The sequence below is a fragment of the Margalitia sp. FSL K6-0131 genome (assembly GCF_038008735.1).
GTDB classification, from domain to species: domain Bacteria; phylum Bacillota; class Bacilli; order Bacillales; family Bacillaceae_C; genus Margalitia; species Margalitia shackletonii.
The window spans coordinates 2,014,421-2,028,100 of record NZ_JBBOZS010000001.1 but is presented as its reverse complement, the minus strand read 5'-3'; the positions used below and the strand labels follow the sequence as shown (position 1 = coordinate 2,028,100).

13 protein-coding genes, 1 other RNA gene and 1 other annotated feature (1 of these 15 running past the window's edge) are annotated in these 13,680 nt (G+C 37.1%); of the genes, 1 reads left to right on the top strand and 13 read right to left on the bottom strand.

Going from position 1 to position 13,680, the window contains the following annotated elements:
* Positions 1 to 162: 162 nt before the first annotated feature.
* Genes mnmA through NSQ59_RS09760 form a run of 4 tightly spaced genes read right to left on the bottom strand, consistent with a single transcriptional unit; the run spans position 163 to position 3,556 of the window.
* Positions 163 to 1,278: a tRNA 2-thiouridine(34) synthase MnmA gene (gene mnmA / locus NSQ59_RS09775; RefSeq protein ID WP_126648660.1), complete on the bottom strand. Its 1,116-nt coding sequence runs from the start codon at positions 1,276 to 1,278 to the stop codon at positions 163 to 165.
* Positions 1,279 to 1,294: 16 nt separating this feature from the next.
* Positions 1,295 to 2,440, bottom strand: coding sequence for a cysteine desulfurase family protein (locus NSQ59_RS09770; RefSeq protein WP_055739179.1), 1,146 nt, complete (start codon positions 2,438 to 2,440; stop codon positions 1,295 to 1,297).
* Positions 2,441 to 2,471: 31 nt separating this feature from the next.
* Complete coding sequence (gene cymR / locus NSQ59_RS09765) at positions 2,472 to 2,891, bottom strand: cysteine metabolism transcriptional regulator CymR (RefSeq protein WP_126648658.1); 420 nt, start codon at positions 2,889 to 2,891, stop codon at positions 2,472 to 2,474.
* A complete protein-coding gene (locus tag NSQ59_RS09760) occupies positions 2,888 to 3,556 on the bottom strand; it encodes a YczE/YyaS/YitT family protein (RefSeq protein ID WP_152982365.1) in 669 nt (222 codons plus the stop codon). The genes cymR and NSQ59_RS09760 overlap by 4 nt, the downstream gene beginning before the upstream one ends.
* 355 nt (positions 3,557 to 3,911) lie before the next feature.
* Between NSQ59_RS09760 and NSQ59_RS09755 the strand changes: the two genes are divergently transcribed.
* On the top strand, positions 3,912 to 5,198 hold the full coding sequence (locus NSQ59_RS09755) for a replication-associated recombination protein A (protein ID WP_340830939.1): 1,287 nt from the start codon (positions 3,912 to 3,914) through the stop codon (positions 5,196 to 5,198).
* Positions 5,199 to 5,224: 26 nt separating this feature from the next.
* On the opposite strand, the gene NSQ59_RS09750 is transcribed toward NSQ59_RS09755, so the two are convergent.
* The 9 genes from NSQ59_RS09750 to hisS form a co-directional block, all read right to left on the bottom strand.
* A complete protein-coding gene (locus NSQ59_RS09750) occupies positions 5,225 to 6,166 on the bottom strand; it encodes an ABC transporter permease (protein ID WP_055739175.1) in 942 nt (313 codons plus the stop codon).
* Positions 6,159 to 7,073 carry an ABC transporter ATP-binding protein gene (locus tag NSQ59_RS09745; RefSeq protein WP_340830937.1) on the bottom strand — a complete coding sequence of 305 codons (915 nt, stop codon included), beginning with the start codon at positions 7,071 to 7,073 and terminating at the stop codon, positions 6,159 to 6,161. The genes NSQ59_RS09750 and NSQ59_RS09745 overlap by 8 nt, the downstream gene beginning before the upstream one ends.
* Positions 7,073 to 7,789, bottom strand: coding sequence for an ABC transporter ATP-binding protein (locus tag NSQ59_RS09740; RefSeq protein ID WP_340830932.1), 717 nt, complete (start codon positions 7,787 to 7,789; stop codon positions 7,073 to 7,075). The genes NSQ59_RS09745 and NSQ59_RS09740 overlap by 1 nt, the downstream gene beginning before the upstream one ends.
* On the bottom strand, positions 7,782 to 8,159 hold the full coding sequence (locus tag NSQ59_RS09735) for a GntR family transcriptional regulator (RefSeq protein ID WP_055739172.1): 378 nt from the start codon (positions 8,157 to 8,159) through the stop codon (positions 7,782 to 7,784). The genes NSQ59_RS09740 and NSQ59_RS09735 overlap by 8 nt, the downstream gene beginning before the upstream one ends.
* Before the next feature lie 3 nt (positions 8,160 to 8,162).
* A complete protein-coding gene (locus tag NSQ59_RS09730) occupies positions 8,163 to 8,942 on the bottom strand; it encodes a hypothetical protein (RefSeq protein WP_055739171.1) in 780 nt (259 codons plus the stop codon).
* Positions 8,943 to 9,062: 120 nt separating this feature from the next.
* Positions 9,063 to 9,827 carry a tRNA threonylcarbamoyladenosine dehydratase gene (locus NSQ59_RS09725; protein ID WP_055739170.1) on the bottom strand — a complete coding sequence of 255 codons (765 nt, stop codon included), beginning with the start codon at positions 9,825 to 9,827 and terminating at the stop codon, positions 9,063 to 9,065.
* Positions 9,828 to 10,132: 305 nt separating this feature from the next.
* A non-coding RNA gene (ssrS, locus tag NSQ59_RS09720) (6S RNA) lies at positions 10,133 to 10,322 on the bottom strand.
* A gap of 82 nt (positions 10,323 to 10,404) precedes the next feature.
* Positions 10,405 to 12,183 (bottom strand): aspartate--tRNA ligase, encoded by a 1,779-nt coding sequence (gene aspS, locus NSQ59_RS09715; protein WP_055739169.1) that lies wholly within the window; start codon positions 12,181 to 12,183, stop codon positions 10,405 to 10,407.
* Between the two features lie 13 nt (positions 12,184 to 12,196).
* Positions 12,197 to 13,465, bottom strand: coding sequence for a histidine--tRNA ligase (hisS, locus tag NSQ59_RS09710; RefSeq protein ID WP_055739168.1), 1,269 nt, complete (start codon positions 13,463 to 13,465; stop codon positions 12,197 to 12,199).
* Between the two features lie 88 nt (positions 13,466 to 13,553).
* Positions 13,554 to 13,680, bottom strand: a binding site (T-box leader); it runs 111 nt beyond the window's last position.

The window sequence follows — 13,680 nt, the reverse complement described above, 5'->3', positions numbered from 1 at the left end:
TTCACACTCCGCACGTATACAGTTTATATCCAAATTATAACACGAAAGTTTAAAAAATGGCCGCCAAACTCAATAAGAGTACAGCGGCCATTTTTTACAAATGAGGATTCGGAAGTTTTCTCGCGAATCTCCACTTTTTTCTCACGAATCAGGCACAAAGACCTAACCTACATATAGCAATTGTTGTTCTTTTTTATAAATTTTATCGATTGTTCCACCGCCGAGACATTCCTCACCGTCATAAAATACGACTGCTTGTCCAGGGGTAACAGCACGAACTGGTTCATCAAAAACAACCTTTACCTCATCATTAGGCAATAGATGAACCGTTACCTTATGGTCCGGTTGACGATAACGGAATTTAGCGGTACATTCAAAGGTTTCCGGCTTTTTATGATCAGATACCCAGCTTACGTCAACCGCAGTAATCGAATCGGAATACAATGACTCATGATCAAATCCTTGTTCCACGAAAAGAACATTTTCCTTTAAATCCTTGCCGACTACAAACCAAGGATCACCTGAGCCTCCAATTCCAAGTCCATGTCTTTGTCCAATAGTATAGTACATTAATCCATCATGTGTACCCATTACTTTTCCATCTAAAGTCTTCATTTTCCCTTTTTGAGCAGGTAAATAGTTGCTTAAAAATTCTTTAAAGTTTCTTTCTCCAATAAAGCAAATTCCTGTACTGTCTTTCTTCGTTGCAGTAGCGAGCCCTGCTTCAGCAGCTATTTCACGCACTCGTTTTTTATTAATATTTCCAATAGGGAACATTACTTTTTCTAATTGATGTTGATTCAATTGGTTTAGGAAATACGTTTGATCCTTATTTTCGTCTAAACCTCTCAGCATTTTATATTCGCCATCTTGAAATGCTACTTGTGCATAGTGGCCTGTCGCTAAATAGTCCGCACCAAGATTCATGGCATGTTCAAGAAAAGCTTTAAATTTGATTTCTTTATTACACATTACATCTGGATTTGGTGTTCTTCCTGCTTTGTATTCATCTAAGAAATAAGTGAATACTTTATCCCAATATTGTTTTTCAAAATTAACAGCATAATAAGGGATTCCGATTTGATTGCATACTCTAATGACATCATTATAATCTTCTGTTGCTGTGCAGACGCCAAACTCATCGGTATCATCCCAATTTTTCATGAATATCCCGATCACATCATAACCTTGTTCTTTTAAGAGCAATGCGGCAACAGATGAATCTACTCCACCTGACATCCCAACAACCACTCTTGTATCCTTTGGTGATTTATTCATTTTTCGATCCTTCTTTCTAGTCTGCCTGGAAACGACGTACAATACCAGAAACTTTTTCTGCAGCCTCTTTTATCTCTTCCATCGTATTAGTGATGCCGAAGCTGAAACGAATTGAATTTCTGAGTTGTTCTGAATCCTTCCCATACATTGCCACTAATACATGTGACGGTTCTATGGAGCCAGCTGTACAAGCAGACCCACTTGACGCCGCTATACCGGCTATATCTAAATTCACTAACAACGATTCTACGTCCGTACCAGGAAAGCTTATATTTAAAACATGTGGGAGTGATTTTTCAATTGTACTATTTAACGAAAACTCCACCTGATTTTTTGTCAATATTTCCATAAAAGTTTCTTTATATTTTTTGTACAATGCCTGCTTTTCTTCCATTGTTTCTTGTGCAATTTTCACTGCCTCAGCAAATCCTGCAATCGAGCTGATATTTTCAGTGCCCGCCCGTCTTTTTAACTCCTGCTCGCCACCATGGGAACGAGGGACGATTTTTATCCCATTCCGAATGTATAGAAATCCAATTCCTTTTGGTCCATTAATTTTATGGGCCGAAACAGACAGCATATCAACTTTTAGATCCTCAACATTTAATTTGACAACACCATATGCCTGGACAGCATCCGTATGAAAATAAGCAATATGGTCTTTTAGAATTTCACCAATTTCCTCGATTGGTTGGATACTCCCTACTTCATTGTTTCCATACATGATAGTTACAAGTATAGTATCGTCACGAAGGGCGCTCTTCACATCTTCAAGATTTACTCTGCCGTCTTGGTCAACGTCTAAATACGTTACTTCAAATCCTTTTTTCTCTAAATACTGGCAAGCATGAAGAACGGCATGGTGCTCAATTTTAGTAGTAATAATATGTTTTCCTTGTTCTTTTCTTGCTTCCGCCGTTCCGATAATGGCAAAGTTGTCCGCTTCTGTTCCGCCGCTGGTAAAAATAATTTCATTAAAATGTGCACCAATACTACTCGCAATCAATGTTCTTGCTTCATCCAGGAGGTGTCTTGCCTCTCGACCAAATGAATGGATACTGGAAGGATTTCCGAAAGAATCGGTAAGTACCCCCATCATTTTTTCCACTACTTTCGGATGGACTGCTGAAGTAGCTGCGTGATCTAAATATATACGTTCCATTACTGTCACCTCAAATATTTTGCCTATGAATTTATATATAAAACATGTAAGAATCCGTTTCTCCCTCATCTTTGTAGTTTGCTAAATCTTCTATCGTTGTGTTATCAAGCACATCCTTAACAGCATCACGAATCCGGATCCATAAACTACGCTTGACCGGTTCTTCCTCTTCAATTCCTTCAACAGGGCTAATAGGGCCTTCTAAAACTCTAATGATATCACCTGCAGTTATTTTAGATGGTTCATCAGCTAAGATATACCCTCCATAAGCACCTCTTATACTTTTCACCAACCCTGCATTTCGCAGTGGTGAAATTAATTGTTCCAAATAATGCTCTGATAAATCATTAATCTGTGCAATTGTCTTTAAAGATATGGGACCCTCCCCGTATCTTTTTGCCAATTCAATCATAATAGTTAATCCGTATCGACCTTTTGTAGATATTTTCATACACTAGCACCTCTATCTATATCTTTATTCCATTTTTTATTTCGCAGCCTTTCTAAAATGGCATCCGTCAAAAATTGACATTTCGGCAACGCAATTCCAACGATAGTTCCTATGGTAACGCAAAAAATAATCGTTCCCCAAAAAATCGGGCCGCCTAATAACCAACCAATTAGTAAAACTAGCACTTCCATCAAACGTCTTACATGTGATATTTTCCAACCTGTTAATTTAGTAATGACAAGCATGAAGCTGTCTCTTGGACCCGCACCTAACTGGGCAGAGATATAGACTCCCATTCCAATCCCATTAATAATTACTCCTGCTACAAACATGAGGATTTTCCAAATAATGAATCCAGGTGTAATCATAAAAGGCAAGTGTAATAATATATCCATGAAAATTCCAACTAAAAGCATATTTAAGTAAGCACCTAGCTTTGGCCATTGGTGCATGAATATAGCAGATATTCCTAAAACAAAAAAGCCGATTATAATCGACCATGTGCCAATGGACAAACCAAAATGCTGAAATAGTCCCACATGCAAAACATCCCATGGTGTTGCCCCAAAATGTGCTACAATCATCAGATCCAACCCAAACGCCATAATAAGTAATCCGATCACAAAAATAAGAAATCGAACTATTAATATGCCATTATTCCCCATTTGTACTCCTCGATTCATGTGGTAAAAGTATCTTAGCTACGTTGCATTAGAATAAATATAAAAATCTTAAAACAGTTTATTTTTAAGGCGTCTTTTCATCTATAAAATATTCATCCCAATATGAATGTGCAATATAATAGGCTTTATATGAAAAATAACAAAGCCCAAGAAAAAAGCCTTTGCTTATGACATTATAGCACACACAAAGATTAATTTGCATTATGTTGACATTTTGGAAAGCATCGGCCAAGAAAGTTAGAACAACAAGAAATGCTTGTTATTTCGTTTTAAGACTTTTGAAATGATATACTTTTATTATAAAAAATCGAATCTATTACCTATGGAGAGAGAAATAATGAATGATCAACCATTAGCTTATCGCATGCGGCCAAGGACACTTGATGAGGTTGCAGGACAACAGCATCTTGTCGGGGAAGGAAAAATCATCTACCGCATGGTTTCGGCAAAGCAATTATCTTCGATGATTTTATACGGTCCCCCCGGGATTGGAAAAACATCGATTGCCAGCGCTATAGCAGGCAGTACAAAATATGCTTTTCGAAAATTAAACGCCGTCACAAATAATAAAAAAGATATGGAAATAGTCGCTGCCGAAGCAAAAATGTCCGGGAAGGTTATATTGCTGCTTGATGAGGTTCATCGGCTGGATAAAACAAAACAGGATTTTCTTCTGCCATACCTGGAAAACGGCATGATTGTTTTGATTGGTGCGACAACAAGCAACCCTTACCATGCAATCAATCCTGCCATAAGAAGCAGATGTCAAATTTTTGAATTGTTCCCGCCTACTTCAGAGGAAATGAAGAAAGTGTTAAAAAATGCCCTAAATGATGATGTCCGAGGATTAGGTGCCAGTCAAATCGAAATTGACGAAAATGCCTTTCTTCATTTTGCTACAGCAAGTAATGGAGATGTTCGGAGCGCACTTAATGCATTAGAATTAGCAGCATTATCAACAGCTCCTGATGAGAATGGTATTATTCATATTACAGTCGGGATTGCAGAAGAGTGCTTGCAAAAGAAAGCTTTTGCGCACGATAAAGATGGAGATGGCCATTATGACGTGCTAAGTGCTTTTCAAAAATCAATACGCGGAAGTGATGTGAATGCTGCCCTGCATTATTTAGGAAGACTGATAGAAGCAGGAGATCTTCCAAGTATCAGCCGCCGTTTACTTGTTATCGCCTATGAAGACATCGGACTTGCCAGCCCGCAAGCAGGTGCCAGAACACTCGCTGCCATTCAAACTGCTGAAAAAATCGGTTTTCCCGAGGCCCGGATTCCGCTTGCAAATGCTGTAATCGAGCTTTGTTTATCGCCTAAATCAAATTCTGCCATTTTAGCGATTGATGAAGCAATTGCCGATATTCGAGCCGGAAAAAGCGGGGATGTACCATTGCATTTGAAGGATGCTCATTATCAAGGCGCAAAACAGCTTGGCAGAGGTCTTGATTATAAATACCCGCATGATTATGATAATGGTTGGGTGAATCAACAATATCTGCCGAACACTCTGAAAGGAAAGACATATTACAAACCAAAGCAGACTGGTAAATTTGAACAAGCTCTCGCTGGAGTTTATGAAAAACTATTAAGAAATACGAAAAAAGGAACGGATTAAATCAACGTTCCTTTTTTTCTCTTTATTTATGCCGCTACATCCCGCTTTGTAAATACACCGAAAGCAAGTAACTGGAAAATTACAAAATAAATAATTAACATTGTAATCGAAAATCCGAGAGTCATCCCTTTTACCATTGGAGTCCCATCAACATATTGCATTAAGTCTGTATTTGCGAACAAGATATATTTTGCCCAATCAAATTTCATTGAAAGAAGCATCGTTACATTTGAACCCATAACTAATAGAAAAATAGAGATTCCAATAGCTAGAGAACTGTTACGGAATACCGCAGATATCATAAATGCCATCGTTGCAAGCATCAGTACATCAATAGATGAAAGTAAGAACTTCTTCACTAAAAACCACAGCATACTTTGTTCCACAACATGATTGTTTGCATAGGCTAAATGAATATTACTACCAGCACCGGTACCAAATAAGATTAAACCGATTAAAGCTGCTCCAACAAAAAGTACGGCAGTCATTAAAATACCAAATAATAGGACTGTGAAGTATTTAGATAATAAAATCTTGGACCGCTTTATCGGTCTAATCAGCAATAACTTAATTGTTCCCCATCCAAATTCACTTGCAACTATCCCCGCAGCAATGATAATGGTAAATAAGCCTGCAAAAGTGATCAAAGCTGAGCTTTCATTAATAAAAGAATACATCGTTTTCTTAGTTTGTGGTGGTATATTATGTTCGATTCGATATTTATTAATATCAATTTTTTTCTGGATTTCACTTCTTGCAATTTTAGGCATACCTTTCAGTGATTTTTCATCATTTTGAACTTGCGCACTTAGTTCCGTTTTCCAATTTGCATTTTGCTTGCCTTTATCTAAATATATTTTCTGGATTGCTCCCATTCCAATAAGCCCAATAATAATGAGTGCAATCATCACATAAGTTCCGGTGCGTTTGAAAATTTTCAACCATTCATTAGTTATAAGATTAAGCATGTGCAACTTCCTCCTTGCCAGTAACTTCTAAGAAACGCTCTTCAAGAGATTTCGAAACTGCCTTCACTTCGTAAATGCGAACGCCGCTTTCCACAAGTTGTTTTATGATATCCGGAATTTGATCTTTTTCTACTTCAATCTCTATACCATTTTCCTGTTGAACAAATGATAGATTCGCGAGATTTTGAACAGAATTTATATTTGTAACGTCCAACTCTATAAAATATTTATGAACATCATCATTAACAAAATCATGGACTTGCTGAACATCAATCAGCTTCCCTTTTTGAATAATGGCAATTCGGTCACACATCATTTCCATCTCCGATAAAAGGTGACTGGAAACGATAACCGCCATTCCTCTTTCTTTTGAAAGGATGCGTAAGTGGTCGCGAATTTCTCTTATTCCGGCAGGGTCTAAACCATTTGTCGGCTCGTCTAATATCATAACTTTTGGGTCATGCAGCAAACTTTGTGCCAATCCTAGACGCTGGCGCATTCCAAGGGAATAAGTTTTCACCTTATCATGTATGCGGTCTGTTAGTCCCACCAGTTGCACCACTTCATCTATTTTTTCCTTTGTGATACCTTTGATCATTCGTGCATATTGCATTAAGTTTTGATACCCTGTTAAAAATTTATACATTTCTGGGTTTTCAACGATTCCCCCGACATTTCGCAATGCTTTATCATGATTTTTTGTAATACTGTTGCCGCAAATGAGAATTTCACCTGAAGTAATCCCCATTAATCCGACAATCATTCTGATAGTGGTAGTTTTTCCGGCACCATTAGGCCCTAAAAAACCAAACACTTCTCCTTCATTAATTGTAAAACTGAGATTATCAATAATCTTTTTACCTTTAATGACCTTAGTGACATTCTTTAATTCAACTGCAGGTTTCATTACTTTTCTCCTCCGTAAACTCCATTTTCTTCCATAATCTTTTTAAACCATTGCAATACAGATACTCCTATTTCCTCCCGAAGTGTTTCTACGTTTTGTATACCTATTAGGTTCCCATTAAATATAGCTAGCACTTCGTCTAACAGTGGTTCAATTTCATCAATTTCATGGGTAGCGATGATGACCGTTTGTTCCTCAAAATCAATATAGCTTAATAGACTTTTTACAATAGACTCCCTCACCATTGGATCCAGTCCGGAAAATGGTTCATCCAAAAGCAGGATCGGGGCGCTCCTCGAAAGTGCAAGAACTAGCTTCAAGCGGCCGCGATTTCCCTTTGATAATTGTTTTATCTTTTTTGAACGATCCAGTTTTAAATCATTTACAAGCGTATTTGCTTTTTCCATCTCAAAGTCCGGAAATTGGGTAGCATAGAAATCAATCATATGTTGAACGGTAAATGGATCATAAAACATATCCAGTTCTGTTAAGTAAGCAACTTTTCTCGAAATTTTCCGATTTACCAGCTCTCCATCCACGAATATTTCTCCTTTATTCGGATAGACTAGCCCGCTTATCATTTTAAGGGTTGTTGATTTTCCGCTGCCGTTTGGACCAAGCAAGCCATAAATCTTACCTGGTTTAAATGTTATCGAAACGTCCTTTAATGAAAAATCCCTTCCATATTTTTTAGATACATTTCTTAACTCAATCATGTTCATCACACCCGTTTAAATAATCCTGTAATCCCTGGACAATTTCTTCTTTGGAAAAACCAATATCTTTCATGCTCTTGACAAACGACTGAATAATATCCGTTTGCAAGCGAATCTTTAATTCAGTTAATATGACCTTATTTTCCGTTATAAAAGTCCCCTGACCCCTTCTTGTTTCCACAATACCCATCCTCTCCATCTCGCTATATGTCCTTTGGATTGTGTTTGGATTTACTCCGGTTTGAATTGCCATTTCCCTTACTGAGGCTAACTTTTCACCGGATGCCATTTCGCCTCTGACAATTTGTTGAAAAATTCGTTCGGCAATTTGCATATATATCGGTTTGGATGTTTGAAATTCTTGTGTCATACCCTACACCTCAACTTTTTTATCCAGAAACCTGCTGGAAATAAAATAAAGAGCAATTGCGATAATGGCATATATAAAGATTGGAATGATAGACACCTGTTGCATATCAAATTGCAAATTCCATTTATGTGACGTTACTACATAATGAAATCTTGGATATATATACATTGGCAGTTTCCATTTCGTAACAATATCTCTAAGAGAATCTATTTGCATTAAGGCAGTTTCAATGGCATTTAAGATGAAAAATAGTATAAGTACGAATAACCATCTTATTTTCTTGATACTCGGATATTTTCCGAGCGAGTGAAAAAAACACCAATAAAATAAAATCCAGCACGAAAAATACAAGCCTGTTAATAATAAAAAGAGAAATAGTGTCACATATGTTAGAAAAGGAAACGATTCGATCTTCATCCCATGACTCAAGACATATTCGTAAACAATATAGCCAGAAATAGTCAGAATAAGTTGAGAAATAACCTGATAGATAAATATAACTGTTATTTTAGCTAATATTAAAGTTTTGCTGCTTTGCGGATTGTATAGCCATAGTTGTGTTTTCCCTTCCAGCTTCAAAGATGATAAGAACATCATAGGCATGAATCCGAAATGTAAAACCGCTATACCTATATTGAATCCAACCGGTACCATCGGCTCATGAATTCGATAAGCGATGATATAGGAAGCAATAATACTAATAAGCATGATTATGATCCAAGTAAGAAACCAAAGTCTTGTAATGTAAAATTCTTTTTTTAACAATCCTTTGAAAGGAATCATCCAGTATCCCAACCTTTTGTATTAGTGTTCTATTTAAATAGTACACTAATACGTGAATACAAGTCAATATTTTATGGCAAAAAAAATAAGCTGCTTAAATTAGCAGCTCATTTAACCGTATTATTTATCTTTAACCCGTTTAATTTCAATATCCTTTAGTATGGAATTCACTACATAGCTCGCCATAAACAAACCGACAGTCGAAGGAACAAATGCATTGGATGACGGTGGCATTTTCGCCTTGCGAATCTTCGCATCATCTTTTCCTACCACTTTTCGGATGTCCTCACGAATCACAATTGGACTTTCATCTGAAAAAACTACCGGAATTCCTTTGCGGATTCCTTCCTTCCGAAGTTTCGCTCGGATTACTTTAGCAATTGGATCTGTATGCGTTTTTGAAATATCCTCTATTCGTAAGCGAGTTGGATCCGTTTTATTAGCAGCACCCATGCTTGAAATAATTGGAATATTTCTCTTTAAACATTCCTTCATTAAGTGAATTTTATAAATAATGGTATCGGAAGCATCAACGACAAAATCCAAATCGTAGCTAAAAAAATCTTCATATGTTTCTTCTGTATAAAACATACTTAATGCAATAACTTCACATTCAGGATTAATATCCTTTATTCTTTCTTTCATTAAGTCTGCTTTCGGTTTCCCAATGGTGGAAAGAAGTGCCGGAAGTTGTCGGTTTATATTGGTAATATCTACATTATCTTTATCAACTAAAATTAGTTTACCTACTCCGCTTCTGGCAAGAGCCTCTGTTGCAAAGGAACCTACTCCGCCAATCCCAAGTATCGCTACAGTACTATTTTTTAATTTTTCTAGGCCTTCTACACCAATAGCAAGTTCATTACGTGAAAATTGATGAAGCAATTGTATCATCTCCAAAGCTAGTTTTCGTATAGATTGTTGTTTTCGTACATGGTAATAAGTTCTAAAGTGGACTTAGTTTTGGGGCATCTTTTCTTAAAAAAGTTAATTATTTTTACCCCAAAATAAGAGTTTATAATGTTTCTATCTTTAAAACCAACATTTATTAAGAAAAGACCTTTCCAAAAACATCTTTTTCTTACTTGAATAAGAATAAACAATTCATAGTTGAATTGCAATATAGATTTATTTTTAATCCAAATAAAAAACCCTCTATCACTAGAGAGTTAAGATTTCCATTATTGATGATGAGCCCCAATCATGCCGTCAACAAAAATCCTTTTGTCTTGAACCCGCTCTTTCGCAGGTGGGTGTTCTGCCCCAGCTTTTATACGTCCTTCCATAAAGGCATGTATGCCAGTTGGAAACTCCGAACTCCCGAAGGTAGATATGTTCGGTCAAAACGATAAGGTGTCACAACGTACACATCAGGACTCATCTGCTTGTAAATAGAATATCACGGTTTTTTTTATATTTCAATGTGACTAAAGGTGGAAATGATTGACTATATTCGACAAAATTATTCTGTTTTCTTCTTCAAGTTTAGCGATAAACTTAGTTCATCCAATTGTTGTTGGCTTACTTCACCAGGTGCTTCCGTTAACAGACAGCTTGCACTTGCTGTTTTCGGAAATGCAATGGTATCACGAAGGTTTGTTCTTCCGGCAAGAAGCATGACAATTCGGTCTAAACCAAGGGCAATTCCGCCATGTGGAGGTGTGCCATAATCAAAAGCTTCAAGCAAGAATCCAAATTGTTCTGTAGCTTGTTCTTTTGTAAATCCAAGTGTCTTAAACATTTTTTCTTGAACATCACGTTCAAAAATACGTAAAGATCCACCGCCAAGTTCATAGCCATTAAGCACCAAATCGTAAGCTTGCGCTTTAACACTTGCAGGATCACTTTCTAATTTATCGATTTCTTCTCTGACTGGCATTGTAAATGGATGGTGGGCTGCATAATAACGACCTTCTTCTTCGTCATATTCAAATAACGGCCAGTCTGTTACCCATAAGAAATTAAATTTACTTTGGTCAATCAACTGAAGATCTTTCCCCAGTTTTAATCGTAATGCTCCAAGTGCATCTGCAACAACAGATTTTTTATCTGCTACGAATAATAGTAAATCTCCTGTTTCAGTTTCAAGTAATTGACTTAGCTGACTTTGTTCTTCTTCGGAAAAGAATTTCGAGATTGGTCCTTTTAAGCCCTCTTCTTCCACTTTCAACCAAGCTAAGCCTTTAGCGCCATATACTGAAACAAACTCTGTTAAACCATCAATATCTTTTCTGGAATATTTGTCTGCGGCACCTTTTACATTTATGGCTTTTACTTGGCCACCAGAAGAAACTGCTCCTGAAAATACTTTAAAACCAGAATCCTTCACTAGCTCAGAAACATCTACCAATTCCAGACCAAAACGTGTATCCGGCTTATCAGAACCATAACGGCTCATCGCTTCATCATACGTTAATCTTGGAAGTGGAGTAACGATGTCTATTCCTTTCACTTCCTTCATCAAACGGCTCATCATTCTTTCCGTCATTGCCATTATATCTTCTTGACTGTAGAAGCTTGTTTCAATATCGATTTGGGTAAATTCAGGCTGACGGTCAGCACGTAAATCCTCATCCCTAAAACATCTTGCAATTTGATAATATTTATCGAAACCAGCAACCATTAATAATTGCTTAAAGATTTGCGGAGATTGCGGAAGTGCATAAAAATCTCCTGGATGAACCCGGCTTGGCACCAAATAATCACGTGCCCCCTCAGGAGTACTCTTCGTTAAAATCGGTGTCTCCACATCTAAAAAGCCTTCTTCATCTAAAAAGTTGCGAAAAGATTTTGTGACGTTATGACGCATTTTAAAAGTCTCAAATAAAACAGGTCTGCGAAGGTCTAAATAACGATATTTTAATCGTAGATCTTCTGAAACATCCGTATTATTTTCAATCATAAATGGAGGAGTTTTAGCTTCATTTATAATTGATACTTTTTCTACCTTTATTTCTATTTTACCTGTCTTAATGTTTTCATTAATAGTTCCTTCACTTCTGCCAACAACTTCCCCTTGGACATCCAAAACATATTCATTTCGTACCTTTTCTGCTATTGCTAATGCTTCTGTTGAATTAGCAGGATTGAAGACAATTTGTACAATACCGGTACGGTCACGTAAATCAATAAAGATTAGCCCTCCAAGATCCCTTCTTTTTTGAACCCAGCCTTTTAAAGTAACTGTTTCTCCAATATTTTTTTCCGTAATTTCTCCACAATAATAGGTTCTTCCAAACATAACATTGCCTCCCTTATCGACCTAATCTTTCAAATTCAGATATGAAGTTTGAGATAGAAAGTTCTACTTGCTCTCCATTCTCCATATTCTTCACCACTACTTTGTTCATTTTTATTTCATCTTCACCCAAAATGGCAACAAATTTCGCTTTCATTCTGTCTGCCGCCTTAAGCTGTGCTTTCATTTTTCGGTCTAGATAATCCTTATCAGCCGAATACCCTGCTTTTCTTAGCTGTTGCAATAAAACCATGGCTGGAATTTTTGCTTCGTCTCCTAAAGCAACTACATAGCAGTCCACTTTTGCTTCCGTTTGCAAGGTAATACCTTCGGCGTCCAATGCAGCAATTAAACGTTCAATACTAAGTGCAAATCCCATTCCCGGAGTTTCCGGTCCGCCCATCTCCTGAACAAGTCCATTATAACGACCGCCTCCGCATAACGTAGTAATGGCACCGAATCCTTCAGCATTACTCATAATTTCAAATGCTGTGTGATTATAGTAATCCAGCCCTCTCACTAAGGTAGGATCTACTTCGTACGCGATGCCTAGAGCATCTAAATAAGCAAGAACTTGATCAAAGTATTGCTTTGATTCTTCGTTGAAAAATTCAAATATAGGCGGTGCAGATTTCATTAACTCATGATCCCGATCTTTTTTACAATCCAAAATACGTAATGGATTTTTTTCTAAACGATTTTGGCAATCTGCACAAAACTCATGAATTCTTGGTTTAAAATGTTTAATTAAAGCTTCACGGTGTGCGATTCTGCTTTCCTTATCCCCAAGGCTGTTTATAACCAATTTCAAATGTTTCAAGCCCAGGCTTTGATAAACCTCCATCGCAAGTGAAATTACTTCTGCATCAATGGCAGGATCTTGACTGCCTAACGCTTCGACCCCGAATTGCACAAACTGACGGTATCTGCCCGCCTGTGGTCTTTCATATCGAAACATTGGGCCATTATAAAATAATTTAACAGGTTGGTTAGGATCACCGTACATTTTATTTTCCACATAGGAACGAACAACTGCCGGAGTTCCTTCGGGTCGCAGCGTTAAATCCCGATCGCCGCGGTCCTTAAACGAATACATTTCCTTTTGAACGATATCTGTCGTTTCTCCGCTCTTATGAAATAATTCCGTGTGTTCGAATATTGGAGTTCGAATTTCTTTATATTGATATTTATGGCAAATTTCTTTCGCTTTGTTTTCAATGAGTTCCCATGTTCCAACTTGGCTGGGTAAAATATCCTGTGTTCCTCTTGGAATCTGAATTGCCACTGTTTTTCCTCCTTTAATTTTTTTCCATATGTACTATTTGTGCGGGAATCGAAAAAAAATAAAAAAACCCTCGATCCCTTGTTAAAAAACAAGGGACGAGAGTTTTGTTTCCCGTGGTGCCACCCTAATTGAAGTTTACACTTCCACTTAAGAACAGTTAACGCCTGTTATACGTTCTACCCTACTAAATATCGTTATTGCGACTTTTTCAGGAA

Excerpts from the sequence above, each read along its gene's own strand:
- mnmA (WP_126648660.1), bottom strand. The coding sequence starts at position 1,278 with ATGAATAAATCACCAAAGGATACAAGAGTGGTTGTTGGGATGTCAGGT.
- NSQ59_RS09770 (WP_055739179.1), bottom strand. The coding sequence starts at position 2,440 with ATGGAACGTATATATTTAGATCACGCAGCTACTTCAGCAGTCCATCCG.
- cymR (WP_126648658.1), bottom strand. The coding sequence starts at position 2,891 with ATGAAAATATCTACAAAAGGTCGATACGGATTAACTATTATGATTGAA.
- NSQ59_RS09760 (WP_152982365.1), bottom strand. The coding sequence starts at position 3,556 with ATGGGGAATAATGGCATATTAATAGTTCGATTTCTTATTTTTGTGATC.
- NSQ59_RS09755 (WP_340830939.1), top strand. The coding sequence starts at position 3,912 with ATGAATGATCAACCATTAGCTTATCGCATGCGGCCAAGGACACTTGAT.
- NSQ59_RS09750 (WP_055739175.1), bottom strand. The coding sequence starts at position 6,166 with ATGCTTAATCTTATAACTAATGAATGGTTGAAAATTTTCAAACGCACC.
- NSQ59_RS09745 (WP_340830937.1), bottom strand. The coding sequence starts at position 7,073 with ATGAAACCTGCAGTTGAATTAAAGAATGTCACTAAGGTCATTAAAGGT.
- NSQ59_RS09740 (WP_340830932.1), bottom strand. The coding sequence starts at position 7,789 with ATGATTGAGTTAAGAAATGTATCTAAAAAATATGGAAGGGATTTTTCA.
- NSQ59_RS09735 (WP_055739172.1), bottom strand. The coding sequence starts at position 8,159 with ATGACACAAGAATTTCAAACATCCAAACCGATATATATGCAAATTGCC.
- NSQ59_RS09730 (WP_055739171.1), bottom strand. The coding sequence starts at position 8,942 with ATGATTCCTTTCAAAGGATTGTTAAAAAAAGAATTTTACATTACAAGA.
- aspS (WP_055739169.1), bottom strand. The coding sequence starts at position 12,183 with ATGTTTGGAAGAACCTATTATTGTGGAGAAATTACGGAAAAAAATATT.